This is a genomic window from Cereibacter sp. Soil_C_27 (assembly GCF_057657095.1).
This window is the reverse complement of sequence record NZ_JBDGJD010000007.1, coordinates 50,365-74,264: the sequence shown is the minus strand read 5'-3', so window position 1 is coordinate 74,264 and position 23,900 is coordinate 50,365. Positions and strand designations below refer to the sequence as shown.

Sequence of the window (23,900 nt, the reverse complement as noted above, 5' to 3'; positions counted from 1 at the left end):
GCGCCGGTTTTTCAGCGAGGAAAGACACATGACCCAAGGACCGACCGCATGACCGCCGACCTTTCCGCCCCCGTTTCCCTGCTGGTCCTCGATGGCGACGGCATCAGCCCCGAGATCGTGGGCGCGACGATGGACGTGCTCGACGCGGTGCAGCGCTGGCTTGGGCTGCGCTTCGATCTGACGCGTGCCGAGGTCGGGCTGGCACCGCTGGCGCGGCTCGGCACCACCTTTCCCGAGGCGCTGCTGGAGCAGGCGCGGGCGGCAGACGGGGTGATCCTCGGCCCGGTGTCGCACAACGATTATCCGCCGGTCGCCGAGGGCGGCGTCAACCCCTCGGGCTTCCTGCGCAAGCATCTGGATCTCTTCGCCAATATCCGCCCGGCGAAATCGCATCCCGATTTCCCCGCGCGCTGCGGCGTGCCGGTCGATCTGGTGATCGTGCGCGAGAACACCGAAGGCTTCTACGCCGACCGCACCATGTTCGCCGGCACCGGAGAGTTCATGCCGACCGAGGATGTCGCCATCGCCATGCGCAAGGTGACGCGCAAGGGCTCCACCCGGATCGCCGAAGCCGGCTTCCGCATCGCCCGCCAGCGCGGCGGCAGGCTGACCGTGGTCCACAAAGCCAATGTGCTGCGCGTCAGCGACGGGCTGTTCCTCGCCTGCACGCGCGAGGTGGGCAAGGCCTATCCCGAGGTCGCGGTCGAGGAGGTGCTGGTCGATGCGATGGCGGCCCTGCTGGTGCGCGACGCCTCGGCCTTCGACACCATCGTGACCACGAACATGTTCGGCGACATCCTCTCGGATCAGGCGACCGAGATCGCGGGCAGCATCGGTCTTGCCGCCTCGCTGAACGCGGGCGAGCATCACGCCATGGCACAGGCGCAGCACGGCTCGGCCCCTTCGATCGCCGGGCAGGACCGGGCGAACCCGGCCTCGCTGATCAATTCGACCGCCATGCTGCTGCGCTGGCTCGGCGAACGCCGCGCCGACCCCCGGCTGGAGGCGGCGGCGGGGCTGATCGAAGACGCGGTGTCCCGGGTCATCGCCGTGCCGGAATGGCGCACCGGCGATCTGGGCGGGCCGCTGGGCACCCGGGCCTTCACGGCGCGGATCGTCGAGACCATCGAGGCGGGAGAGACGGCATGACCAGCGACGGCCTGAACGCGCTCTTCGCCCCCAGCGGCACGCTGCGGGTGGTGATCAACACCGGCAACGCCATCCTGACCCGACCAGGCGAGGAGGGGGCGCCCGCCGGCGTCTCGGTCGATCTGGCCCGCGCCTTCGCCGCCGACCGCGGCCTGCCGCTGGAGCTTCTGACCGTGCCCAACGCCGCCGCCTCGGTCGCGCTGATCTCCGGGGGCGAGGCCGATCTGGGCTTCTTCGCGGTCGATCCGGCCCGCGCCGAGACGGTCGCCTTCACCAACCCCTGGCTGCTGATCGAGGGCTGGTATCTGGTCCCCGAGGCCTCGCCGATCCGCACGCTGGATCAGGTCGACCGCCCCGGCATCCGCATCGCCGTCGGCCGGGGCAGCGCCTATGACCTGCATCTCAGCCGCAGCATCGGCTCTGCCACGCTGGAACGGGTGAAGACCTCGCAGGAGGTGGTCGATTTCTTCCTGCGCGAAGGCTTCGAGGTCGCCGCCGGCATCCGCCAGCAGCTGGAGGCCGACCAGCGCCGCCACCCCGGCCTGCGCCTGCTGCCCGAACGCTTCATGGTGATCCAGCAAGCGATGGGCCTGCCCGCCACCCGCGACCCGCGGCTGAAGGCGGCGCTGAACGCCTATCTCGCGTCGGCCCGCGACAGTGGCCTCATCGCCCGGCTGCTGGAGCAGAACCGGACCGAGGGCGCGGTGATCGCCTAGGGCTTCGGCTCCTCCCCGAACCACACCGCGCTGCTCAGGATATGGCGCAGGAGGGCCGGTTGGCCGTGCTGGCCGGTGCGGGAGAACAGCGTCTTCGAGGTGCTGCGGGCGGTTTCTTCCGTCCAGCCGAGGATGGCGGCGGCGCTGCGCAGGCTGTGCCCGTCGGTAAGGAGGGCAGCAAGGCGGGCCTCGCTGCGGCTGAGGCCGAGGGCGTGGGCGAGGCTGTCGGGCGGAAGTGCCGCGGCGGAAAGCGGGCGGCGCAGGCGGGCGAGGATGGCGGGATCACCGGCGAAGATCGTGGGGGTGAGGCGCGCCTCGATCACCGGGCTCTGCGACAGGCGCAGCGGCGGCGGCGCGGCGCCCGTGGCGCAGGCGGCGAGGGCGGTGCGGAAGTCGCGGGCGAGCGTCGCGTCGGGCAGGTCGGGGCGGCGGCGGTCGGCGAGGCGCAACCCGGCCTCCGCCGCCATGGCCAGCGCCCCGGGCGAGGCATCGAGCAGCAGCCCCGCCGGATCCAGGAGCAGCCAGCCCGCCCCGAGGCCCCGGTTCAGCGCTTCGGCGAAACCGGCGCGGGCGCGTTCCTGCTGCAACGCCTGCCACCCCGCCAGCGCCTGACCGAGGAAGGGCGCGAGAGCGGCCAGCGGCTGCGCCTCGGCGCTGCGGAAGTCGCGGCGGTGCGGCGGGCGGTGCAGCCAGAGCGTCACCCGCCCTGCCCCCACACCCACGCCCGCCCGGGCCTGCACCGCGCGCAGAAAGCCCGTGGTCCCTGCCTCGCCCGGCAGCCCGTCGCGGTCATAGACCCGGTCGGCACGCAGCCGCTGGCGCAGTTCGGGGCCGAGCATCGGGCAGGGCCCGCGGCTCCAGACCAGCGCCGTGCGGCGTTCGCGGTCGAAGGCCAGCGCCGCAGAGTCGGCCTGCGTCACCCGGCACAGGAGCTCGAGAAACCCCTGCCAGGGAGCGGCCTCGCCTTCGGCCGCGCCTGCGAAAAGCGCCTGCACCAGCCCTGTCTGATCCTCGGAAAACCGCATCCTGTCATATTACCCCCCAAATGGGGGGTTCACCAGCCCCGCCCATGGTCTAAGTCAGTCGCAAATCGCCCGAACCGGATGAGCCGAGCATGACCCAGAAGACCCTGACCCACCTGCAGCGCCTCGAGGCGGAGAGTATCCACATCATGCGCGAGGTGGTGGCCGAGGCGGAAAACCCGGTGATGCTCTATTCCATCGGCAAGGACAGCGCGGTGATGCTGCATCTGGCGCGCAAGGCCTTCTACCCGGCGCCGCCGCCCTTCCCGCTCTTGCACGTCGACACCACCTGGAAATTCCGCGACATGTACGCCCTGCGCGGCAAGGCGGCGGAGCAGGCCGGGATGGAGCTTCTGGTCTACCAGAACCCCGAGGCGCTGGCCCGCGGCATCAACCCCTTCGACCACGGCCCGCTGCACACCGACATGTGGAAGACCGAGGGGCTGAAACAGGCGCTCGACCTGCACAATTTCGACGTGGCCTTCGGCGGTGCCCGGCGCGACGAGGAGAAGAGCCGCGCCAAGGAGCGGGTGTTCTCCTTCCGCTCGGCCAACCACCGCTGGGACCCCAAGACCCAGCGCCCGGAGCTCTGGCGGCTCTACAATGCGCGCAAGGCCAAGGGCGAGAGCGTGCGGGTCTTCCCCATCTCGAACTGGACCGAGCTCGACATCTGGCAATACATCCACCTCGAGGGCATCGAGATCGTGCCGCTGTATTTCGCCGCCCCCCGCCCGACCGTGGAGCGTGACGGGCTGATCCTGATGGTGGATGACGACCGCTTCCCGCTGCGCGAGGGCGAGGTGCCGCAGATGCGCTCGGTGCGGTTCCGCACGCTGGGCTGCTACCCGCTGACCGGCGCGGTGGAAAGCACGGCGACCGAGCTGCCGCAGGTCATCCAGGAGATGCTGCTGACCACCACCTCCGAACGCCAGGGCCGCGCGATCGACCGCGATCAGGCCGCCTCGATGGAGAAGAAGAAGCAGGAAGGCTATTTCTGAGCCGCCTGCCCGCCCTTCGCCCTCCGCCCGCCACAGACATCACGGATACCGCCATGACCGACCCCGTCTACCAGACCGAAGCGCTGCTCGCCGAGGACATCGACGCCTATCTCGTTGCGCATCAGCATAAGACCATGCTGCGCTTCATCACCTGCGGCTCGGTCGATGACGGCAAGTCGACGCTGATCGGGCGGCTGCTCTACGACAGCAAGATGATCTTCGAGGATCAGCTGGCGGCGTTGGAGGCCGACAGCAAGCGCGTGGGCACGCAAGGCGGCGAGATCGACTTCGCGCTGCTGGTCGACGGGCTGGCGGCGGAGCGTGAGCAGGGCATCACCATCGATGTCGCCTACCGCTTCTTCGCCACCGAGAAGCGCAAGTTCATCGTCGCCGACACCCCCGGCCACGAGCAGTATACCCGCAACATGGTCACCGGCGCCTCGACCACCGATCTCGCGGTGATCCTGATCGACGCGCGCAAGGGCGTGCTGACCCAGACCCGGCGGCACAGCTATCTCGTGCATCTCCTCGGCGTGCGCCATCTGGTGCTGGCGGTGAACAAGATGGATCTGGTCGGCTATGACCAGCAGGTGTTCGACAGCATCGTGGCGGATTACACGGACTTCGCCCGCAGCATCGGCATCGACAGCTTCGTGCCGATCCCGATCTCGGGGCTGGCGGGCGACAACATCACCAGCCGCAGCGCCAACACGCCGTGGTTTGAGGGCCCGACCCTTCTGGCGCATCTGGAGGAGATCGAGGTCGACAGCGGCGCCGATCAGGCCCAGCCCTTCCGCATGCCGGTGCAATGGGTCAACCGGCCCAACCTCGATTTCCGCGGCTTTTCCGGCTTCGTCGCCAGCGGCGCGATCCGCCCGGGCGAGGCGGTGCGGGTGCTGCCCTCGGGCAAGACCTCGCGCGTCGCCCGCATCGTCAGCCTCGAGGGCGACCGCGATCTGGCGGTGGCCGGCGAGTCGGTGACGCTGACGCTCGCCGACGAGATCGACTGTTCGCGCGGGCAGGTGATCGTGGCGGCGCAATCGCCGCTGGAGGTCGCCGACCAGTTCGAGACGACGCTGGTCTGGATGGACGAGGCCGAGATGGTGCCGGGCCGGGCCTATTGGCTGAAGATCGGCGCGCAGACGGTGTCGGCCACGGTGCATCAGCCGAAATACGAGGTGAACGTCAACACGCAGGAGCATCTGGCGGCCAAGACGCTGGACCTGAACGCGATCGGCGTGGCCAACGTGACCACCGACCGCGAGATCCCCTTCGCCCCCTATGCCGAGAACCGCGATCTGGGCGGGTTCATCCTGATCGACAAGATCACCAACCAGACGGTCGCCGCGGGGATGATCCATTTCGCGCTGCGCCGGGCGCAGAACATCCATTGGCAGGCGACCGACATCGGCCGCGACCATCATGCCGGGATGAAGCATCAGAAGCCCGCCGTGCTCTGGCTCACCGGGCTTTCCGGCTCGGGCAAGTCGACCATCGCCAATATCGTCGAGAAGAAGCTGGCGCGGATGAACCGGCACACCTTCCTGCTTGACGGCGACAACGTGCGGCACGGGCTGAACAAGGATCTCGGCTTCACCGAGGCCGACCGGATCGAGAACATCCGCCGGGTCGGCGAAGTGGCCAAGCTGATGACCGATGCCGGGCTGATCGTGATCACCGCCTTCATCTCGCCCTTCCGCTCGGAGCGCGACATGGTGCGCGGCATGATGCAGCCGGGCGAGTTCATGGAGGTCTTCGTCGACACGCCGCTGGAAGTGGCCGAGGCGCGCGACGTGAAGGGGCTCTATGCCAAGGCCCGCAGCGGTCAGCTAAAGAACTTCACCGGCATCGACTCGCCCTACGAGGCACCCGACCATGCCGAGATCCGCATCGACACCACGACGATGACCCCCGAGGATGCCGCCGACGCGATCATCGCCCGGCTGATCCCCTGATCCGTCGGCAAGAGCTTCCGGGGGCGGATCACTCCGCCTCCGGCACCCCGCCCGAGAAGTTGCGGTAGAGAAAGCGCTGCGATCCGGTCTCGGCCTCGGTATCGGCCAGCTGGAACAGGGTTTCATGCAGCGCCGATTTCACGCAGGCCGGGTCGGCATTGGCCGCGTTGCCGGTCAGCGCGAAGGCCTGACAGCGGCAACCGCCGAAATCGACCTCCTTGAAATCGCAGCTCTTGCAGGGCTCGGGCATCCAGTCGGTGCCGCGATAGCGGTTCAGCGCCTCGGCATTGTGCCAGATCCATTCCAGCGAGTGATCGCGCACCGAGGCGAACTCCAGCCCGGTGATCGTCTCGGCGGCATGGCAGGGCAGCACCTTGCCCGAGGGCGAGATGTTGAAGAACTGCCGCCCCCAGCCGCCCATGCATTGCTTGGGCCGCAGCGCGTAATAGTCGGGCATCACATAGTCGATGGCCAGCACCCCCTGCAGCCGGGCCTGCGCCTCCTCGACGATGCGGGTGGTCTCCTCCAGCTGCGCCCGGGTCGGCATCAGCGCGGCGCGGTTCTTCAGCGCCCAGCCGTAATACTGCACATTGGCCACCTCCAGCCGGTCCGCCCCCAGCTCCACCGACATCTCGATGATGCCCGCCAGCTGGTGCAGGTTCTGCCGGTGCATCACCGCGTTGACCGTCAGGGGCAGGCCCAGCTCGCGCGTCCAGCGTGCCGCTTCCAGCTTCTTCGCATGGCCCTTGGCAAAGCCGCCCACCCGGTCGGCCACCGTGGATTCGGCCCCCTGAAAGCTGATCTGCACATGGCTGAGCCCGGCATCGTAGAGCCGCGACAGCCTTTCGCGCGTCAGCATCACCGCCGAGGTGATGAGGTTGGAATAAAGCCCGACGTCGGTCGCATGCGCCACCATCTGCTCCAGATCCTTGCGCACCAGCGGCTCGCCGCCGGAGAAATGGATCTGCAGCACGCCAAGCTCGGCCATCTCGCCCAGCACCCGGCACCATTCCGCCGTGGTCAGCTCGGCGCGCGAGGTTTCGAGCTCCACCGGGTTGGAGCAATAGGGGCACTGCAGCGGGCAGCGATGCGTCAGCTCGGCCAGCACGGCCAGCGGCATGCCGTAGCTTGCGCGCGCGGCCTCGCCTGCGCGGGTGACAAGGGCGAAATCGTCTTTCATCTCGGTCATGCGGCCTCCGGGACAGGCAGGACGAAGCCCTTGTCGGCAAGGTCCTGCAGCAGCGCCAGCACCTCGGCGGCAATGACGCCGGGTGGGGCTGTGTATTTGTCGTCCAGCGTCGCGGTGATCGCGGCGATGCTCACGGCGCCATCGCACATCCGCAGGATCTCGATGCAGATCTCGTCGGGCACCATGACCTTCTCCGGCACCAGCAATATCCAGCGGTCGCGCGCCTTGTCGAAGCGCAGCCGCGCGTGGCGGGCGAGGATCGGGCGGTCTTCGGGCCGCAGCTGCGGGCGGGGGGAGCGCAGGCTCGACATCACGCCTCCGGCACGAAGGCACCGGGCGGGATGTGGCCGGTGACATAGGCATGATGCAGCGCGTCGAGTTGCACCCAGAGCACATCGGTCTTGAAGATCAGCGCCTCGCAGACCGCGGCGCGCTGTTCCGGCGTGCGGGCATGTTCGCGCACATAGGCCAGCGCGAAATCGGCATCGCGCGGTGCCTGCGTCAGGCGGCGCTGGAAATAGCGCATCACGCCCGGGTTGATGAAATCGTAATGCGCCAGCATCCCGGCGATGCGCTGCTCGTGGATCGCCGGGGCGAAGAGCTCGGTCATGCAGGAGGCGATGGCCTCCAGCGGGCTCTGGTTGCCGACGAAGCGCACATAGGCATCGACGGCAAAGCGGGTGGCGGGCAGCACTCCGGCGGTGCTTTCCACATAGGCACGGTCCAGCCCCAGCCCGTCGGTCAGCTGCAGCCAGCGCTCGATCCCGCCCTCCGATCCCTCGGCCCCGTCGTGATCCTCCAGCCGGTGCCGCCACTCGATCCGCGTTGCCCGGTCGCGGAAGCGCGAGATCACCACGGCGTCCTTCAGGGGGATCGAGCTTTGGTAATAGAAGCGGTTCAGCGCCCAGGCCTGCACCTGCCCCTTGGTCAGCTGCCCGCCATGCAGCAGGTGATGGAAGGGATGCAGGTTGTGATAACGTTTTTCACCGATCTCGCGCAGCCGCGCCTCCATCGCATCGGCGCTGTCGAGCGGCCCCGCGGGGCCGAGATCTGATCTCACCATGTCGAGCGTCATAGGCTGACCTCCAGTCCGGGCCGGGCCACGCACCATCCGGCGCGTTCGGCCTCCTGCCGTTCGGGCGAGCCCGGCAGGAGCACCGGGTTCGAATTGTTGATGTGCACGAAGATCTTGCGTCCGATCCCCAAGCCGGCCAGTGCCGCGATGGCCCCGCCGACGCCCGAGATCGCCATATGCCCCATGCCGAGCCCGGTCTTCTGCGACAGCCCGGCGCGGATCATCTCGTCATCGGTCCAGAGCGTGCCGTCGAAGAACAGAAGATCCGCCCCCCGAAGCCGCTCGGCCAGCTCCGGCGGCACCGCGGCGCAGGCCGGCAGCAGGAACAGGCTCCGCCCCCCCGCCGTCAGCCGCAGCCCGATGGTGTCGCCCTCCCGCGGTGCCGCCCCTTCGAGATACCAGGCGGGCTTGCCCGGCACCGCGAAGGCCTCCACCTCCAGCCCCGAGGGGCTGCCGTCCGGCAGATCAAGGCTCAGCGGCCTATCCAGCGCCATCGGCAGGCGCGGCACCAGAGTGGGGTTCAGCACGTTGAAGATGCTGTTTTCGGCCAGAACCTCCAGCACGTCGGGATGGGCATAGAGCCGGAATGGCGAGCCCTCGCGCAGCGACAGAAGCCCCGCCACCGCATCCACCTCGCCATTGGTCAGGATCACCCCGGCGATGGGCGAGTGGCGCAGCCCCTGCGGATGCAGCACGGGCGTCTCGATCAGCTGCTGGCGCAGGTCGGGCGAGGCGTTGATGAGGAACCAGTGCCGGTCGTCGGCGCTGACCGCCAGCGACATCTGGCCATTGCGCAGGGACGGATCGGCGCGGGCGGCGCTGCAGCCGTCGCAGGCGCAGTTCCATTGCGGCAGACCGCCGCCTGCTGCGGACCCGAGGACCATGACACGAAGCATCCCGGCTCCCTTCCGGTTCGCAGCAGGCTACGCCGTCACTTCTTGGCGCAGGCGTACATGTTGATTTCCATGCCCACCGGGGTCTCGTCGAACTTCGGGGTCTTCCAGGCCATGTCGGTCTCCTCCGTTAGCAACGGCTCTGCTGCCGTCTTTACGAAGTGTAAGGCTGCGACATTGCGTCACCAGCTATGCGCGCCATAGGTGCGAACCTATGGCTGCCTCATGCCTGCACCAGCAGCGGCGGCAGCGGGTGGATCGTCGGGCGCGTCACCGCCGCCCCCGCCGCCTGCAAGGCCTCCAGCACCGCATCGAACCGCCCCGAGCGGCGCAGCGTCGGCAGGATCAGCGCCACGATTCGCCGCGGCGCGAGCCCGGCGTGATAGAGCCTCAGTCCCGGCGCCGCTCCCACCGCCAATGCGGGCACGAGGCAGACGCCCAGCCCGGCCCGCACCATCGACAGCGCGGTCTCGAAGCTGCGCACCCGCGCCGCCATCCGGTTCTGCGGCAGCACCCCGGCGTACCAGCTCTCGATCCGCCGGCTGTGCTGGGTGCCGAAGGCGATCTGGATCGAGGCATTCAGCACCGTCCGCCCCTCGGGCGGCAGGTCCTCCAGCCGCTCGATTCCATCGAGCACCAGCGCCTCGGGCACCGCCAGCACCATCGGATCATCGAGCATCGGGATCTGCAGGAAGCCGGTGCTCGCCTCGGAGATCGAATTCGCCGCCAGAAGCCCGATATCGGCACGGCGCGAATAGAGCATTTCCAGGATATCGGCCGGCGCCCCCTCCATCAGGTCGCAATCCATCTGGCCGAAGCCCGCCTCCAGCCGGGCCAGCGCCTCGGGCAGGATGGTGCGCAACAGCGACTCGATGCCTGCCAGCCGCAGCGGGTGGCGCTGGCCGCTGCCGAAGGCGGCAAGGCTGTCCTCCAGCTCCTGCATGCCGCGCAGCACATGCTCGGCCTTGCGCAGCATCAGCTTGCCCGCCTCGGTCAGCTCCATCCGGTTCGACCGCCGCTCGAAGAGCGCGAGCCCCAGCCCCTGCTCGATGCCGATGATCTGCTGCGACAGCGAGGGCTGCGCGATGCCCAGAAGCTTCGCTGCCTCGGTCAGCGACTGCGCATGCGCCACCGCCCAGAAGGCCCGCAGCTTGCGCAGCGTGAGTTCCGGCCCCTGCTGCAACGCAAGTCCCGGCTCCTGCTCCGTCCCCGGTTTCGTGGCGGGCACCGCCTTGAGAGGTTTCGGCATGGCTCTTCCCCGTCTGGCTCGGGCGCGCGCCCGCAGGGCCCGAGCTTGGCAGGCCCGCGCAGGGCCGTCGCCCCCGACGAAGGAATGAGGCTCAGGCGTCGGGCAGCGTCCGCTCGAGATAGGCCAGATCGGCGGGATCGAAAACCGCCGGATCATGCGCGCGATGCCGCCCGATGCTGGCGGGGGGCGCAACGAGGGCGGCGAGGGCGTCGAGCGGCTCGGCAGGCTCCAGCCCGAGGAAGGCCAGGAGCCGGGCGATCTCGGCCTCGGGCCGGGCGCAGAGCGCCTCGTAATGCAGAAACATCACCCGGTCGCGGTTCTCCGGCCGGGCGGCCAGCGCGGCGATCCGGCGATGCACCTCGCAGAAATAGGCCAGCATGTCGCGCGGCTGCGGCGGCTCGGCCACCTTGCGGCCCAGATAGACCGGCCCCCAGAGCCGCGCCTGGCGCTGGTTGGTCGAAAACGCCATGTCGAGCCCGCTGCGCAGCAGGTGGACGTAGCGCATGCCCGGATAGGTGGCGAGGATCCGCTCGATCACCACATGGCTGTTGGGTTCCTTCCAGCCCCAGCGCTGCTGCCCGGCCGCCTGCATCGCCGTGCGCGACAGGCGCTCGAACGCCGCCAGCCGCGCCGCGAAGGCGGGCTCGGGCAGCTCGAGGATCTCGCGTTGGCGGAAACGCTCGGTGAACTCCAGATTGTCTTCCGACCCGTTGAGCCTGGCGCCCATGAAGACGCCCGCCCCCTTCAGGATGCGGGCGACGACCCGGCTGCCGCTGCCGCCGATGGTGCCGACGGCGATGGGGTTCTGGGTCTGGTCCGGTCTGTCTTCTGCCATGGTCCTCATGTGAAACGGCCCCCTTGAGGGGGCCGCCCTTCCTTCAGTCGACGATCGCCTGGCCGGGGCCCGGCAGGGTTCAGCGCAGGAGCTGGAAATCGTCGAAGGTGATGTTCAGCGTGCCATCATGGTCGATCCGGGCGAGATCCACCAGACGCGTCGCCTCGCCGCCGTCCATATCGATCGACAGCATGCCGGTCTCGGCATTCCAGACGATCGCATCGGACAGATTGGTCTCCGACATCTCCAGCGCCAGCATCAGCGCGCCCGAGATCTCGAACTGGTCGACGCCCTGCTCAAAGTCGGTGATCCGGTCCGCATCGGCGCTGTCGAGACTCTCGAAGACGAAGGTATCCGCCCCCGTTCCACCCGACAGAAGATCCGCACCCTCGCCGCCGATGAGCACATCGTCGCCCGTCCCGCCGGAAATGGTGTCGTTCCCGCTCTCGCCGAACAGGAAGTCGTCGTCCTGCCCGCCGTGGATCCAGTCGTCGCCCCAGTCGCCGAGAAGGGTGTCATGGCCCTGGTTGCCGTAGAGGCTGTCATTCCCCTCGCCCCCGTCGACCATGTCCTCGCCGGCCTGACCCATGACCGTGTCGTTCCCGGCACTGCCATCGATCATGTTGGCCCCGGCATCGCCCAGCAGGCGATCGTTCTGCCGGCTGCCGATGATGTTCTCGATCGAGTACAGCACGTCCGAACCTTCCTCGGCACTGATCAGCTGCGGCACGCCCTGCAGCGACAGATCGACCGTGACACCGAAGTTTGCGGTCTGGAACTCCACCGTGTCGTTGCCCGCGCCGCCGTCGATGATGTCGTCGCCGAGGCCGCCGGCCAGCACATCGTCGCCCTCGCCGCCGATGACGGTGTCGTTGTCCTGACCGCCATGGATCCAGTCGTTGCCTTCGCCGCCGACAAGGAGGTCGTTGCCCTGGTTGCCGTAGAGGCTGTCCGCCCCGTCCTCACCCACGATGGTGTCGTTGCCGGCGCGACCCATGATAGTGTCGTCACCGCCGAGACCCACGAGGATGTTGGCCACCGAGCTGCCCAGCAGCCGGTCGTTGTGGAGGCTGCCGTAGACCCCTTCGATCGAGCTCAGCGTGTCGGTGCCTTCCTCGGCACTGATCAGCTGCGCCCGACCCTCGAGCGACAGATCGACCGTCACCCCGCCCGTCGCTGCGGAAAGATCGACGAAGTCGGTCCCCGCACCGCCGAGCAGCGTGTCGTCGCCCGCGCCGGCCACCAGCCCGTCATCCCCGGCAAGACCCGAGAGCACGTTGGCCCCCGCGTCGCCGATCAGCACGTCGCTGTAGTTGCTGCCCGTCAGGTTCTCGATCGAGGTCAGCAGGTCGGAGCCTTCCTCGACGTTCACCCACTGGCCCTTACCCTGCAGGAGCAGGCTGACCGAAACGCCGGCAGTGGCCGTATCGTAGCTGGCGGTGTCGTTGCCGTCGCCGCCCTGCAGCGTATCATTGGCCAGACCACCGGCGAGCACGTCATCGCCGGCACCGCCCGCGACGAGGTCTTCGCCCTGACCGCCATGCAGCCAGTCGTTGCCCTCGCCACCATAAAGCGAGTCGTTGCCCTGGTTGCCGTAGAGGCTGTCATTGTCGCCGTTGCCGTCGAGCAGGTCGTCGCCGGCCCCCCCGATCAGCGTGTCGTTGAACATCCGCCCCGAGATCTGGTCTGCCCCGCGCGAGCCGGTCAGCAGATCGGCGCCGTCGGTGCCCTCGAGGTTCAGCCCGACCATGGCGGGGCCTTCGACCTCGATGACTTCGACGTTGCCCTCCCCATCGGTGTAGGTGATGCGGGCGGTGATCAGATGGCCTGCATCCGCCGGGGTCAGCGTGTAGCTGGGCGAGTCGTTGCTGGAGGCGATAACCTTGCCGTCGCGCAGCCATTCGACCAGCGGCGGGATGGAGAAGTCGATGCCGTCGGCATCGTCCAGCATGCCGCCGAGCACCAGCTGATCGCCCGAGAGCGGGTTGCGGGTCTCGGAGGCCTCGTAGGAGATCGAGATATTCTCGACCGGGGCGTCGTTCACCAGATCCATCCCGATCACCGTGGTGGCCGAGACGCCGGGGTTGCCGTCGGCATCGGTCGAGCTGACGGTGACATGGCGCTCTGCCGCGGTGGGCGCGGTGGAGTTGTTGAGGTAGCGGATCGCCCGCAGCGCCAGCTGGAAGTGCGTCGGATCGATGCCCTCCTCGCTCGACAGCCGGATCTCGTGGCTGCCGTCGCCGCTGATCGAGATGTTCAGCGCCGCCAGAGCCGGCAGCACCGAGGGATCGACGAACAGCAGCTCCGCGTCGCCGTTCACCGCATCCTCGAGCGTAATGATCACCTCGACGGTATTGCCCTCCTGGTCGATCATCTCGGCATCGGCGGCGTAATGAAGGATCAGACCCCATTGCAACGGGACTCTCCGCCCGCAACTCCAGACCACCGCCACCGCAATGCGCAATAATCTTGCGCGGCGAAATCGCGGCTGCCGGAAAGCCCGAAAAGCCCAAAACCGCATGCCGCCTTAAAATGCCCCCTGACACCCGCCCGACTCCCCCTGCAGCACCCCGTAAAACCGTCGTTCCAGGGCGCGCACGAATGCCTGCCCGGCCACGGATTGCGGGCGGCGGGTCGGTTCGATCAGGTAGAGCGTGCGCCAGAGCGGCAGGTCGCTCAGCGGGACGAAGCGGATGCGGGGGTCGTTGAACAGGGTGACGGCGTTTTCCGGCATCAGCCCGACGCCGAGCCCGGCGCGGATCAGGCAGAGCTGGGCGATGGTGGAATAGGCGGTGATCCGCGGCCGGCGCAGCGCCTCGGGCAGGGCTGGGCTCTGCGCCAGAAGCTGCGAGGTGCCGGTATCGGCGGCCAGCCCGATCAGAGCCGCGGGGTCGATGTCGGCCAGCCGCGCCACCCCCGCCACGGCCAGCGGATGATCCGCGGGGCAGGCCAGCCCGAAGGCGTCGCGCAGCAGCGGGCGCTGGCGCAGGTCGGGCGATTGCAGCGCCCGCCCGGCAATCGCCAGATCCAGCGCGCCCTCCGCCACCATCCGCGCCAGCCGTTCCGCGATATCGTCGTGCAGAAGGCACCCTACCCCCGGATGCGCCGCAAGGAACTCGGCCAGCACCGGCGCCAGCAGCTCCGAGATCGCCGAGGGCGAGGCGCCCAGCGTCAGCACCCCCGCCTCCAGCCCCGCCTGCTGTCGAAGCCGCGTCACCGCCCGGTCGAGCCCCTGCATCAGGGGCGCCGTCTCGGCCAGGAAATCCTGCCCCAGGGGCGTGATCTGCGCCGGGCGGCTCGTCCGGTCGAAGAGCGGCGCGCCGATCGCCTCCTCGATCTGCCGCACGATCTCCGACAGGGCCGAGGGCACGATGCCCAGCCGCCCGGCCGCCGCGCTGAACGATCCCTCCTCGGCAATCGCATGCAGCGCCCTGAGGTGGCGCAGATTTATGTTCAGGTTTTCCGCATTTATCTTCATTTTATTCCAGTTTTATCGAAGGCCCCGCCGTGGTCAACTGCTCCGACTTGCCGGAAAGGTTTTTCGATGCGCGACTTCCCCGACAGCCCCCCGCTGATCGACCGTCTGGCCGGGGCGCTCCGCCACGCGGGCTTTGCCGGCGAGATCGAGACCGACAGCGCGCTGCGCGCCGCCATGTCCACCGACAATTCGGTCTACCAGATCGCCCCCGACCTGATCGTCGCGCCCGAACGGGCCGAGGATCTGGTGACCCTGCTTTCGGTCATGGCCGATCCCGCCTTCGCCACCCTGCCGCTGACCGCGCGCGGCGGCGGCACCGGGACCAACGGGCAAAGCCTGAACAGCGGGGTGATCGTCGATCTTCGTCGCCACATGAACCGGATCGTCGCGCTCGACACAAGCGCGGGCTGGGCCGAGGTGGAGCCGGGCATGGTGCTTGACGATCTGAACGAGCGCCTGCGCCCCTCGGGCTGGTTCTTCGCGCCGGAAACCTCGACCTCGACCCGCTGCACCATCGGCGGCATGGTCAGCACCGATGCCTCGGGCAAGGGTTCGCGCGTCTATGGCAAGACCTCCGACAACATCCTCGGGCTGGAGATCGCCCGCCCCGAAGGGCTCCTCTCCAGCCTCGCCCCCACCCCCGGCTGGGCGGAGCCGTTCCTGGCCGAGGCCGAGGCCGCCGCCCGCGCCGGCCGCGCCGCCTTTATCGCCAACACGCCAAGGCTCAACCGCCGCTTCACCGGCTACGATCTCGACCGCGCCTGCCCCGAAACCGGCGGCTTCGAGTGGTGGCGGCTGTTCCTCGGCGCCGAGGGCACGTTGGGTCCGATCAGCCGCATCCGGGTGAAGCTGCGGCGGATCGAGCCGGAGAAGCGGCTGATCGTGGCGGGCTTCGACAGCTTCCGCAACGCGCTCGCCGCCGCCGCCCCGCTGATCGCCGCCGATCCGACCGCGGTCGAGGTGATGGACGAGACCGTGCAGGAGATCGCCTATCGCTCCGGCATCCTCGGGCGGCTGCCGCAGGCGCTGCAGGCGGTGGAAGGCCAGCGCGTCGCCTATCTCTTCATCGAGATCAACGGCAGTGACGCTTTCGAGGTGACGACCCGGCTCGCCGCCTGCGAGACCATTCTCGCCCGCCTGCCCGGTCTCGGCGCGCTGCATGTCGCCGCCGATCTCGCCGAGATCCGCGAGCTCTGGGCGATCCGCTCGGCCGGCGTCGGGCTTCTGGGCAAGGTCGACGGCCCCGCCCGGCCGGTGGCCTTCGTCGAGGATACCGTGGTGCCGCCGGAAAACCTGCCGGCCTTCGTCGAGGACTTCCTCGCCGTGCTCACCCGGCACGGGCTCGGCTTCGGCATCTACGGCCATGTCGACGTCGGCTGCCTGCATATCCGCCCCGCGCTGAACATCGACAGCGCCGAAGACCGCGCCCGCCTCAAGGCCGTGTCGGATGCGATCTATGCCCTCACCCGCCAGCACGGCGGCGTGTTCTGGGGCGAGCATGGCAAGGGCGTGCGCGGCGCCTATCTGCGCGACTGGATCGGCCCCGAGGCCTATGCCGCGCTGCAGGGGGTGAAGGCCGCCTTCGATCCGGGCGACCGCTTCAACCCCGGCAAGCTCGTCTCCAACGCCACCCCGATCCTCGGCATCGCCACCACCCCGTTCCGCGCCTTCAACGCGCCGGAGGGCGACCCGCTGACCCGCGCCTTCCGCTGCAACGGCAATGCGCAATGCCTGAGCTACGCCGCGACGACGCCGATGTGCCCCAGCTTCAAGGCCAGCGCCGATCTGCGCCACAGCCCCAAGGGCCGGGCCGATGCGCTGCGCGGCTGGCACCGGGCGCGGGCCGAGGCCGACCCGGAGCTGCCGCGGATCGAGGCCGATCTTATGGGGGTGCTCGACACCTGTCTCGGCTGCAAGGCCTGCGCCTCGAGCTGCCCGGTGCAGGTCGATATCCCCAGCATGCGCTCGGCCTTCCTCGCCGATCACTACAGCCGCCACCGCCGCAGCCTCGCCGACCGTCTGGTGCTGGCGGCCGAACGGCTGAGCCCGCGCGCCGCGCGCCTGTCGCCGCTGCTCGCCCCGGTCTGGCCGCTCGCCGCCCGTCTGGGCGAGGCGCTGACGGCGAGCATCGATCTCCCTGACCGGCTCGCCCCTCGCCCGAAACCGCCGCTCCTCCTGCGCGAGACCGAGCTCGACAGCCCCCTGCCCCCCGGCAGCGTGGTGCTGGTGCAGGACTGGTTCACCGCGCTCTTCGACGGTGCGGCGCTCTCCGGCGTGGTGGCGGGGCTGACGGCCCTTGGCTACACTCCCCGGCTCCTGCCGATGCGCCCTGCGGGCAAGGCGGCGCAGGGCTCGGGCGATCTCGAGGGCTTCCGGCGCATGGCCGAGGCGCTGGCGGCCCAGCTCCACCGCGCCACCGCCACCGGCGCCCCGCTTCTGGTCTTCGAACCCGCCCTCGGCATGATGCTGCGGCAGGATTACCCCAAGGCCGGCATCGCCCTGCCCCCGGTCCGCATGCTGCAGGACTTCCTCGCCGCCGAGGCACGCACCCGCAGCTTCCCGCAGGCGCGCAACCCCGCCCCCGCGCGGCTCCTGTCGCATTGCACCGAAATCACCGCCCATCCCGAAAGCGCCCGGCTCTGGACCGAGGTCTTCGCCGCCATCGGCGTCCCCCTCGCCACCCCCGCCACCGGCTGCTGCGGCATGGCCGGGCTCTTCGGCCACCAGACCCGCCACCAGAAGATGTCCCGCCGCCTCTTCGACCTCTCCTGGCGCAGCGAAGTCGAGCAGCCCGGCACCGTCATGGCCACCGGCTTCTCCTGCCGCTGCCAGAGCGAACGCCTCGCCGAGGTCACCCCGCCACACCCGATGGCCGTGATTGCGCAGCTGCTGGCGGAGGGGTGAGGCCGCGAGATCCTTGCCCCCGCCGCGCGGGCTCCGCTAAACTCGCCGGAGCCCGAACAGGACACATATGCAGGCTAGCCTTCGCCATCTCAGGATGTTCCTCGCCCTGGGCCGCACCAATTCGGTGACGCGCACGGCCGAGCTCTGCCATGTCTCGCAGCCCGCGGTGACGCAGGCGATCGGCAAGCTGTCCACCGAAACCAGGCAGCTCCTGTTCCAGCGCAGCCCGCAGGGCCTGTTCCTGACCGAGGCCGGCGAGGTGCTGCACCACCGCGCCAGCCGCGCGCTGAAACGGCTCGATGCCGCCATGGCCGAGATGTCGCGCGAGATCCGCATTCAGGCGACCTGGCCGCAACTCACCGCGCTGATCGCCGTCACCGAGGTGGAGAATTTCACCCTCGCCGCCCGGAAGCTCGGGCTGTCGCAGCCGACGGTGCATCGCGCGACGACCATGCTGGAACATGCGGCGGGCACGATCTTCTTCCAGCGCACAGCGCATGGCCTCATCACCACCCGCGCGGGCGAGCAGCTGGCGCAGGCTGCGCGTCTGGCGCTGGCAGAGCTCGATCAGGCGGAATCCGATCTGGCGATGCTGGCCGGGCGCGAGGTCGGGCGCATCGTCATCGGCGCGCTGCCCCTTTCGCGTTCGGGCTGGCTGCCCTCGGCGATCCTGTCCTTCTGCAAGCAGCGCCCGGGTTTCGCCTTCGAGGTGATCGACGGGCGCTATGACGAACTTCTGCTGGGCCTGCGGCGCGGCGAGATCGACATGGTGCTGGGCGCGCTGCGCCTGCCGAGCCCGATCGAGGACATCACGCAGGAGCGGCTCTTCGACGACGAGGTGGTGGCGGTGGCCCGGGCCGGCCATCCGCTGACCCTGCGCACGTCAGTCGATCCGGCCGAGACCTTCCGCTACCCCTGGGTCATGCCGCGCCGCACCACGCCGATCCGCGGCATCCTCGATGCCTTCCTCGCCGAAGCCCCCCGCCTCGACGTGGTGGAGACCTCTTCGGTGATCGTGCTGCGCGAGATGCTGCGGGCCAGCGACTATCTCGGCGGGCTGTCGCGGATGCAGGCCGAGGTCGAGGCCGGGGTGCTGTCGATCCTGCCGATCACGCTGCCCAATGCGCTGCGCCCGATCGGCATCACCACCCGAGCAGGATGGGAGCCGACGCGGGCACAGCGCGATTTTCTCAACATGCTGCGCCGCACCTCGGGCCAGCTTGCCTGAGGCTCAGAGCCCCTTCAGGATCGCATCGGCGCGCGGGGCAAAGCTGTCCTCGCCCGCCTCCAGCGCCAGATCGCCGATCCGCTGCTGCCAATCCGCCGTGGCGCTCGCCAGCCCGTCGGGCAGGCCCAGCTCGCGCAGCGTCTCGGCCACCTCGCGCATCTCGGCGGCGCGACGCTTGCCATGCACCATCATCCGCTCGAGGTTGTAGGCCGCCTGCTTCGGCCAGTCGATCCCGGGGTTCGATGCCTGCAGCGAGCCCAGCACGCGATCCTCGATCCCCGCCCGGCGCGCTGCCAGCAGGCATTCCGCCGTCAGCGCCTCCATGCCCTTGATCATCACCGAGCGGATCATCTTGTTGGCCGAAGCCTCGCCCACCGTGTCGCCTACGGGCTTGGCCTCCATCCCCAGTGACGACAGAACGGCGCCCGCCTCGGCCAGATGCGGCCCGGCGATCAGCAGCGGGGTGCGGTGCATCTTGGGATAGACCGGGGCCATGATCGCCACGTCGACATAGCGCCCGCCCGCCGCCTCGATGATCTCCGCCGACCGGCGTTTCGCCCCCGGCGAGCAGCTGTTGCCGTCGAACCAGAGCGCGCCGGGCTTGAGAAAACCCGCCGCCTGCTCGGCCGCCGCCACCGCCCGGTCGGCCGTGACGAGGCAGAAGACCGCATCGGCCGCCGCCAGCGCCGAGGCGCGGTCGGTCACGAGGCGCACGCCGCTGCGCTCCGCCCGGGCCCGCGGCTGAACCGCGGCAGCCTCGTCGTCGCATTTCAGGTCATAGGCGGTGACGCCCCCGGCGATCTGCACGCCCCAGCCGGTCGCAAAGGCCTCGGCGGCCTCGCCGAACCCGATGAAGGCCACCGCCGGTGTGTTGCGCTCTTGCGTGCTCATTTCGAAGCTCTCCATTTTTGCCGTCCAGCAATAGGCGGACACGGCAGTGGCGCAAGCACCGATAGCTCCGGCTTATGGCGAGACGCGCGTTTCGGAACTCTGCCGCCAGATCTCCCCCGACGCTCTCCCCCGACGCCCGGCCAAATCAGCGACGCAGGATCTCCCTCCATAACCGCATAGCAAAAACTTATCCCGCGCCGCGTGCTTCCAAATTGCCCCCCGGAACCCGATGCGCCACCTTGCCCCCAGATAATCGGAGGAAAACAATGGCCAATCCCAAGACGGCCCTGGTCATCAGCGCCCATGCCGCGGATTTCGTCTGGCGCTGTGGCGGCGCCATCGCCCTGCATGCCGAACAGGGCTACGAGGTCACCGTGGTCTGCCTGTCCTTTGGCGAGCGCGGCGAAAGCGCGAAGCTCTGGAAAGACCCCGGCATGACGCTGGAAAAGGTGAAATCCGCCCGCCGCGCCGAATCCGAAAAGGCGGCACAGGCGCTCGGCGTGCATGACCTGATCGAGTTCGATCTGGGCGACTACCCGCTGCACCTGACGCAGGACGACAAGTTCCGTCTGGTCGAGGTGATCCGCAGGGTGCAGCCGCGCTTCATGCTCAGCCACTCGCAATGGGATCCCTACAACACCGACCACATGTATGCGACGCAGATCGCGCTGGAATGCCGGATGATCGCGCAGGCCTGGGGCCACGAGCCGGGGCAGAAGGTGCTGGGCGCGCCGCAGCTCTATCTCTTCGAGCCGCACCAGACCGAGCAGATGGGCTGGAAGCCCGACACCTTCCTCGACATCACCCCGGTCTGGGACAAGAAGCGCGCCGCCATCGAATGCATGGAGGGGCAGGAGCATCTGTGGGAGTATTACACCCGCGTCGCCCAGAACCGCGCCAACCACTTCATGCGCAATTCGGGCGGTCAGGCGGGCGGTCGCAAGGCCACCCACGCCGAGGGCTTCCAGTCCATCTTCCCGCGCACGGTCGACGAGCTCTGACCTGTCACCCGGCGGTCCCCCCGCCGGGCTTTCCATTCCCCCAGAAGAAAGGCTGAACCATGGCCAAGGTCATCCAGTCCATCCAACGCGCGGACCCGGCGACGATCGCCGGTCTGGCCGAGGCAGGCACCTCCACCGTTCACGAGGCTCAGGGGCGCATCGGCTGCCTCGCCAGCTACATGCGCCCGATCTACGCCGGCGCCCGCATCGCAGGTTCCGCGGTGACGATCAGCGCGCCGCCCGGTGACAACTGGATGCTGCATGTCGCCATCGAGCAGCTGACGGAGGGCGATATCCTCGTGCTCGCCCCGACCTCGCCCTGCGACAACGGCTATTTCGGCGATCTGCTGGCCACCTCGGCCATGGCCCGCGGCTGTCGTGGATTGGTGATCGACGCGGGGGTGCGCGACATCCGCGACCTCACAGAGATGGGCTTCCCGGTCTGGTCCAAGGCGATCAGCGCCCAGGGCACGGTGAAGGAGACCCCCGGCTCGGTCAACGTGCCGGTGGTCTGCGCCGGGCAGCTGGTCGAGGCGGGCGACGTGATCGTGGCCGATGACGACGGCGTCTGCGTGGTGCGCCGCGCCGATGCCGAAACCGTGCTCGCCGCCGCGCGCCAGCGGGTCGCGGCGGAAGAGGCCAAGCGCCAGCGGCTCGCCACGGGCGAACTCGGGCTCGACATCTACGACATGCGGGCGCGGCTCGCGGCCAAAGGGCTCAAATATGTCTGAGGGCATCCCCTGCCTCTGGATGCGCGGCGGCACCTCCAAGGGCGCCTATTTCCTCGCGTCCGACCTGCCCGAAGACGAGGCGATCCGCGATGCCCTGCTGCTCGGCATCATGGGCTCGCCCGATCCGCGCCAGATCGACGGCATCGGCGGGGCCGATCCGCTGACCTCGAAGGTCGCGATCCTATCGCCCGCCTCGCGCCCCGATGCCGATGTGGATTACCTGTTCCTGCAGGTCTTCGTCGATCAGGCGCTGGTCTCCGACGCGCAGGGCTGCGGCAACATCCTCGCGGGTGTCGGCCCCGCCGCCATCGAGCGCGGGCTGGTGGCGGTGACGGGTGACGAGACGCCTGTGCGTATTCACATGCGCAATACCGGCGAAATTGCCCTCGCCCGCGTCCGCACTCCCGGCGGGCGGGTCAGCTACGGCGGCGAGGCCCGCATCGACGGCGTGCCCGGCACCGCCGCCCCGGTCGCGCTGATGTTCCAGGACATCGCGGGCTCGATGTGCGGCGCGCTCCTGCCCAGCGGCAATGCCGTGGACCGGATCGACGGCATCGACTGCACGCTGATCGACAACGGCATGCCCTGTGTCATCCTGCGCGCCTCCGATCTCGGTCTGACCGGACAGGAGCCGCGCGAACAGCTTGAGGCCGACACCGCGCTGAAGGCCCGGCTCGAGGCGATCCGGCTGAAAGCCGGGCCGCTGATGGCCTTGGGAGATGTGACGGAAAAGCCGGTGCCGAAGATGACGCTGGTCTCCGCCCCCGCATCGGGCGGCGCGATCAGCACGCGCAGCTTCATCCCGCACCGCTGCCACGCCTCGATCGGCGTCTTCGCCGCCGTCACCGTGGCCACCGCCTGCACCCTGCCCGGCGCGCCTGCGGCAGAGCTGGCGGTGCTGCCCACGGACGGACGCTTCCTGATCGAACACCCGAGCGGTGCGGCGGAGGTGCTGATCGAGCGCGACGAAAACGGCGCGCTGATCGGCGCGGGCACGCTGCGCACGGCGCGCAAGCTCTTCGACGGCCGGGTGTTTCCGCGCGACTGACCACGGAGCCGGAACAGGACGACAGGGGCGGGAGATCTCCCGCCCCTTCGCGCATCAGGGCATCGGCAGCCCGAGCAGCATCTGGAACAGCAGCACCGCGATCAGCCAGATCCCGACGCCGGTCGCCACCGCGCGCAGCAGCCGGTGCGGCCCGTCGAAGAGCAGCGTCGTCAGCGCCGAGGCCAGCGCGATCGCCAGCGCCAGCCCGAGCCAGGGCACCGCCACCAGCGCCAGCACGAAGATGCCGAGCGCCAGCCCCGCCCGGTGGCTCTGCGCGAACTGGCCCGGCACGGCGGCGAAGCTGCCGCGCAGGGTCAGCCCCAGATAGGCCAGCGAGCAGACGAGCGCGAAGATGCCGATCTGCAGCGGCAGCGCGCCGGGGCCGACATCGCCGCTCGAATGGCCCTCGGGCAGCGCCCGCGCCGCCACGAGGAAGGCGACGCTGGCCGCAAGGCAGACCGCACCGGCCACAAGCTCGCTGACCGGACGGGTCCGGTCAGCTTGGCTCGGGGAAGGAGCGTTGCCGCTCACTGCAGGAAACCTGCGGATTTCAGGAACTCGGCCTGCGCCTCGAGATCCTTCTGGGTACGCTCGGTGAATTCCGCCTCACCCCAGTTCGGGCTGTCCTGGAACTGCTCCTGCTGGAAGGTCTTCCACTCTTCCGAGGCCGTCACCTTGTCGATGGCGGTCTGGATCGAGGCCACCACGTCATCGGGGGTCCCGGCCTTCACCGCGATCCCGCGCCAGATGGCGCCCTCGATGTCATAGCCCTGCTCCTTGAAGGTCGGCGCGTCGGGCAAGAAGGGCGACCGCTCGGCCGTGGTCACGCCCAGCAGGCGGAAGTCGCCGCTCTGCACCTGCGACAGGCCGGTGGAAGGCGTCATCATCGCCGCGTCGATATGATCGCCCAGCAGCGCCAGCGTCACCTTGCCAGAGGCGTCATGCGGGATCCAGCCGCTCTCGAAGCCGCCCTGCTGCATCATCTGGTAGAGCATGTACTGGTGGAACCCGCCCGAGGAATGGCCGCCGACCTTCAGCCCGTTGGGGTTTTCCTTCACGTAGGCCACGAAGTCGTCGACGGACTGCAACGGGCTGTCCTTGGCAACCGCCAGCGACGAGGGCTCGGACTGCATGGCGCGCAGCAGCCGCAGATCCTCCAGCTTGAAGGGAATGAGCCCCTGCGCGATGCCGAAGGTCAGCGTGCCGGTCAGCACGAGGATGCTGTAGCCATCCGCCGGCTGGGTCACGATCTGCGACAGGCCCACGGCGCCGCTGCCGCCCGGACGGTTGTCGACCTTCACGGTCCAGCCGCTCTCGCGCTCCAGCAGCTCGGCGAGCTTGCGGCCATAGGTGTCGAGCGTGCCGCCCGCACCGGACCACACCACCAGCGTTACCGGCTTTTCCGGAAATTCGGCGGCGGCGGTCTGCGGCAGCGTCATGGCTCCCGCGGCCAGACAGACCGCGGCGACGGCATTGCGCACGAAGGCTGCGATCCGGCGCGGGCCAGTGGTCTCAGAGGGTCTCGCGTTCATGGTTTC

At 69.2% G+C, this 23,900-nt stretch carries 22 protein-coding genes; 9 read left to right on the top strand and 13 right to left on the bottom strand.

Annotation, left to right across the window (positions count from 1 at the left end):
* Positions 1 to 48: 48 nt before the first annotated feature.
* Together AC3A5Z_RS21110 and AC3A5Z_RS21105 are read left to right on the top strand one after the other, a co-directional pair.
* Complete coding sequence (locus AC3A5Z_RS21110; protein ID WP_487521245.1) at positions 49 to 1,149, top strand: isocitrate/isopropylmalate dehydrogenase family protein; 1,101 nt, start codon at positions 49 to 51, stop codon at positions 1,147 to 1,149.
* Positions 1,146 to 1,865, top strand: coding sequence for a transporter substrate-binding domain-containing protein (locus AC3A5Z_RS21105; RefSeq protein ID WP_487521244.1), 720 nt, complete (start codon positions 1,146 to 1,148; stop codon positions 1,863 to 1,865). Before AC3A5Z_RS21110 ends, AC3A5Z_RS21105 begins: the two co-directional genes overlap by 4 nt.
* Here the strand turns inward: AC3A5Z_RS21105 and AC3A5Z_RS21100 are convergent.
* The gene (locus AC3A5Z_RS21100) at positions 1,862 to 2,890 is read right to left on the bottom strand and encodes a helix-turn-helix transcriptional regulator (RefSeq protein ID WP_487521243.1); all 1,029 of its coding nucleotides are present in this window, start codon (positions 2,888 to 2,890) and stop codon (positions 1,862 to 1,864) included. The genes AC3A5Z_RS21105 and AC3A5Z_RS21100 overlap by 4 nt on opposite strands.
* A gap of 89 nt (positions 2,891 to 2,979) precedes the next feature.
* Here AC3A5Z_RS21100 and cysD point away from each other — a divergent pair, with 89 nt between their 5' ends.
* Together cysD and cysN are read left to right on the top strand one after the other, a co-directional pair.
* Entirely contained in the window at positions 2,980 to 3,885 is a 906-nt protein-coding gene (gene cysD / locus AC3A5Z_RS21095; RefSeq protein WP_107664284.1) for a sulfate adenylyltransferase subunit CysD, read from the top strand.
* Between the two features lie 53 nt (positions 3,886 to 3,938).
* A complete protein-coding gene (gene cysN, locus AC3A5Z_RS21090; protein ID WP_487521242.1) occupies positions 3,939 to 5,840 on the top strand; it encodes a sulfate adenylyltransferase subunit CysN in 1,902 nt (633 codons plus the stop codon).
* Between the two features lie 28 nt (positions 5,841 to 5,868).
* Here the strand turns inward: cysN and pqqE are convergent, their stop codons facing one another.
* The 9 genes from pqqE to AC3A5Z_RS21045 all read right to left on the bottom strand — a co-directional run bounded on the left by pqqE (position 5,869) and on the right by AC3A5Z_RS21045 (position 14,559).
* A complete protein-coding gene (gene pqqE / locus AC3A5Z_RS21085; RefSeq protein ID WP_487521306.1) occupies positions 5,869 to 7,020 on the bottom strand; it encodes a pyrroloquinoline quinone biosynthesis protein PqqE in 1,152 nt (383 codons plus the stop codon).
* A gap of 5 nt (positions 7,021 to 7,025) precedes the next feature.
* Positions 7,026 to 7,340 carry a pyrroloquinoline quinone biosynthesis peptide chaperone PqqD gene (gene pqqD / locus AC3A5Z_RS21080; protein WP_487521241.1) on the bottom strand — a complete coding sequence of 105 codons (315 nt, stop codon included), beginning with the start codon at positions 7,338 to 7,340 and terminating at the stop codon, positions 7,026 to 7,028.
* Positions 7,340 to 8,104: a pyrroloquinoline-quinone synthase PqqC gene (pqqC, locus tag AC3A5Z_RS21075; protein WP_487521240.1), complete on the bottom strand. Its 765-nt coding sequence runs from the start codon at positions 8,102 to 8,104 to the stop codon at positions 7,340 to 7,342. The genes pqqD and pqqC overlap by 1 nt, the downstream gene beginning before the upstream one ends.
* Positions 8,101 to 9,000, bottom strand: coding sequence for a pyrroloquinoline quinone biosynthesis protein PqqB (pqqB, locus tag AC3A5Z_RS21070; RefSeq protein WP_487521239.1), 900 nt, complete (start codon positions 8,998 to 9,000; stop codon positions 8,101 to 8,103). The genes pqqC and pqqB overlap by 4 nt, the downstream gene beginning before the upstream one ends.
* A gap of 35 nt (positions 9,001 to 9,035) precedes the next feature.
* Entirely contained in the window at positions 9,036 to 9,113 is a 78-nt protein-coding gene (gene pqqA / locus AC3A5Z_RS21065; protein WP_107665770.1) for a pyrroloquinoline quinone precursor peptide PqqA, read from the bottom strand.
* Positions 9,114 to 9,220: 107 nt separating this feature from the next.
* Entirely contained in the window at positions 9,221 to 10,246 is a 1,026-nt protein-coding gene (locus AC3A5Z_RS21060) for a LysR family transcriptional regulator (protein ID WP_487521238.1), read from the bottom strand.
* A 91-nt stretch (positions 10,247 to 10,337) separates the two neighbouring features.
* On the bottom strand, positions 10,338 to 11,081 hold the full coding sequence (locus tag AC3A5Z_RS21055; protein ID WP_487521237.1) for a sulfotransferase family protein: 744 nt from the start codon (positions 11,079 to 11,081) through the stop codon (positions 10,338 to 10,340).
* A 79-nt stretch (positions 11,082 to 11,160) separates the two neighbouring features.
* Positions 11,161 to 13,497 (bottom strand): calcium-binding protein, encoded by a 2,337-nt coding sequence (locus AC3A5Z_RS21050; protein ID WP_487521236.1) that lies wholly within the window; start codon positions 13,495 to 13,497, stop codon positions 11,161 to 11,163.
* A 111-nt stretch (positions 13,498 to 13,608) separates the two neighbouring features.
* On the bottom strand, positions 13,609 to 14,559 hold the full coding sequence (locus tag AC3A5Z_RS21045) for a LysR family transcriptional regulator (protein ID WP_487521235.1): 951 nt from the start codon (positions 14,557 to 14,559) through the stop codon (positions 13,609 to 13,611).
* A 66-nt stretch (positions 14,560 to 14,625) separates the two neighbouring features.
* On the opposite strand from AC3A5Z_RS21045, the gene AC3A5Z_RS21040 reads away from it, so the two are divergent.
* Positions 14,626 to 17,463: an FAD-binding and (Fe-S)-binding domain-containing protein gene (locus AC3A5Z_RS21040; protein WP_487521234.1), complete on the top strand. Its 2,838-nt coding sequence runs from the start codon at positions 14,626 to 14,628 to the stop codon at positions 17,461 to 17,463.
* Between the two features lie 67 nt (positions 17,464 to 17,530).
* Positions 17,531 to 18,691: a LysR family transcriptional regulator gene (locus AC3A5Z_RS21035; RefSeq protein ID WP_487521233.1), complete on the top strand. Its 1,161-nt coding sequence runs from the start codon at positions 17,531 to 17,533 to the stop codon at positions 18,689 to 18,691.
* 3 nt (positions 18,692 to 18,694) lie between these two features.
* Here AC3A5Z_RS21035 and AC3A5Z_RS21030 read toward each other — a convergent pair whose 3' ends face one another.
* Positions 18,695 to 19,582, bottom strand: a complete 888-nt coding sequence (locus tag AC3A5Z_RS21030; RefSeq protein ID WP_487521232.1) for an NAD(P)-dependent oxidoreductase — start codon at positions 19,580 to 19,582, stop codon at positions 18,695 to 18,697.
* Positions 19,583 to 19,848: 266 nt separating this feature from the next.
* Here AC3A5Z_RS21030 and AC3A5Z_RS21025 point away from each other — a divergent pair, with 266 nt between their 5' ends.
* The 3 genes from AC3A5Z_RS21025 to AC3A5Z_RS21015 are packed head-to-tail and all read left to right on the top strand — an operon-like array spanning position 19,849 to position 22,362.
* Complete coding sequence (locus AC3A5Z_RS21025) at positions 19,849 to 20,583, top strand: PIG-L deacetylase family protein (RefSeq protein WP_487521231.1); 735 nt, start codon at positions 19,849 to 19,851, stop codon at positions 20,581 to 20,583.
* Between the two features lie 59 nt (positions 20,584 to 20,642).
* Positions 20,643 to 21,314 (top strand): 4-carboxy-4-hydroxy-2-oxoadipate aldolase/oxaloacetate decarboxylase, encoded by a 672-nt coding sequence (locus AC3A5Z_RS21020; protein ID WP_487521230.1) that lies wholly within the window; start codon positions 20,643 to 20,645, stop codon positions 21,312 to 21,314.
* Positions 21,307 to 22,362 carry a 4-oxalomesaconate tautomerase gene (locus AC3A5Z_RS21015; protein ID WP_487521229.1) on the top strand — a complete coding sequence of 352 codons (1,056 nt, stop codon included), beginning with the start codon at positions 21,307 to 21,309 and terminating at the stop codon, positions 22,360 to 22,362. Before AC3A5Z_RS21020 ends, AC3A5Z_RS21015 begins: the two co-directional genes overlap by 8 nt.
* Positions 22,363 to 22,416: 54 nt before the next feature.
* On the opposite strand, the gene AC3A5Z_RS21010 is transcribed toward AC3A5Z_RS21015, so the two are convergent.
* Together AC3A5Z_RS21010 and AC3A5Z_RS21005 are read right to left on the bottom strand one after the other, a co-directional pair.
* On the bottom strand, positions 22,417 to 22,893 hold the full coding sequence (locus AC3A5Z_RS21010; RefSeq protein ID WP_487521228.1) for a tripartite tricarboxylate transporter TctB family protein: 477 nt from the start codon (positions 22,891 to 22,893) through the stop codon (positions 22,417 to 22,419).
* The gene (locus AC3A5Z_RS21005) at positions 22,890 to 23,894 is read right to left on the bottom strand and encodes a tripartite tricarboxylate transporter substrate binding protein (protein WP_487521227.1); all 1,005 of its coding nucleotides are present in this window, start codon (positions 23,892 to 23,894) and stop codon (positions 22,890 to 22,892) included. The genes AC3A5Z_RS21010 and AC3A5Z_RS21005 overlap by 4 nt, the downstream gene beginning before the upstream one ends.
* Between the last annotated feature and the right edge of the window lie 6 nt (positions 23,895 to 23,900).

What these genes read in the sequence shown, in the direction of transcription:
- AC3A5Z_RS21110 (WP_487521245.1), top strand. Translation starts at nt 49, where the DNA reads ATGACCGCCGACCTTTCCGCCCCCGTTTCCCTGCTGGTCCTCGATGGC.
- AC3A5Z_RS21105 (WP_487521244.1), top strand. Translation starts at nt 1,146, where the DNA reads ATGACCAGCGACGGCCTGAACGCGCTCTTCGCCCCCAGCGGCACGCTG.
- AC3A5Z_RS21100 (WP_487521243.1), bottom strand. Translation starts at nt 2,890, where the DNA reads ATGCGGTTTTCCGAGGATCAGACAGGGCTGGTGCAGGCGCTTTTCGCA.
- cysD (WP_107664284.1), top strand. Translation starts at nt 2,980, where the DNA reads ATGACCCAGAAGACCCTGACCCACCTGCAGCGCCTCGAGGCGGAGAGT.
- cysN (WP_487521242.1), top strand. Translation starts at nt 3,939, where the DNA reads ATGACCGACCCCGTCTACCAGACCGAAGCGCTGCTCGCCGAGGACATC.
- pqqE (WP_487521306.1), bottom strand. Translation starts at nt 7,020, where the DNA reads ATGAAAGACGATTTCGCCCTTGTCACCCGCGCAGGCGAGGCCGCGCGC.
- pqqD (WP_487521241.1), bottom strand. Translation starts at nt 7,340, where the DNA reads ATGTCGAGCCTGCGCTCCCCCCGCCCGCAGCTGCGGCCCGAAGACCGC.
- pqqC (WP_487521240.1), bottom strand. Translation starts at nt 8,104, where the DNA reads ATGACGCTCGACATGGTGAGATCAGATCTCGGCCCCGCGGGGCCGCTC.
- pqqB (WP_487521239.1), bottom strand. Translation starts at nt 9,000, where the DNA reads ATGCTTCGTGTCATGGTCCTCGGGTCCGCAGCAGGCGGCGGTCTGCCG.
- pqqA (WP_107665770.1), bottom strand. Translation starts at nt 9,113, where the DNA reads ATGGCCTGGAAGACCCCGAAGTTCGACGAGACCCCGGTGGGCATGGAA.
- AC3A5Z_RS21060 (WP_487521238.1), bottom strand. Translation starts at nt 10,246, where the DNA reads ATGCCGAAACCTCTCAAGGCGGTGCCCGCCACGAAACCGGGGACGGAG.
- AC3A5Z_RS21055 (WP_487521237.1), bottom strand. Translation starts at nt 11,081, where the DNA reads ATGGCAGAAGACAGACCGGACCAGACCCAGAACCCCATCGCCGTCGGC.
- AC3A5Z_RS21045 (WP_487521235.1), bottom strand. Translation starts at nt 14,559, where the DNA reads ATGAAGATAAATGCGGAAAACCTGAACATAAATCTGCGCCACCTCAGG.
- AC3A5Z_RS21040 (WP_487521234.1), top strand. Translation starts at nt 14,626, where the DNA reads ATGCGCGACTTCCCCGACAGCCCCCCGCTGATCGACCGTCTGGCCGGG.
- AC3A5Z_RS21035 (WP_487521233.1), top strand. Translation starts at nt 17,531, where the DNA reads ATGCAGGCTAGCCTTCGCCATCTCAGGATGTTCCTCGCCCTGGGCCGC.
- AC3A5Z_RS21030 (WP_487521232.1), bottom strand. Translation starts at nt 19,582, where the DNA reads ATGAGCACGCAAGAGCGCAACACACCGGCGGTGGCCTTCATCGGGTTC.
- AC3A5Z_RS21025 (WP_487521231.1), top strand. Translation starts at nt 19,849, where the DNA reads ATGGCCAATCCCAAGACGGCCCTGGTCATCAGCGCCCATGCCGCGGAT.
- AC3A5Z_RS21020 (WP_487521230.1), top strand. Translation starts at nt 20,643, where the DNA reads ATGGCCAAGGTCATCCAGTCCATCCAACGCGCGGACCCGGCGACGATC.
- AC3A5Z_RS21015 (WP_487521229.1), top strand. Translation starts at nt 21,307, where the DNA reads ATGTCTGAGGGCATCCCCTGCCTCTGGATGCGCGGCGGCACCTCCAAG.
- AC3A5Z_RS21005 (WP_487521227.1), bottom strand. Translation starts at nt 23,894, where the DNA reads ATGAACGCGAGACCCTCTGAGACCACTGGCCCGCGCCGGATCGCAGCC.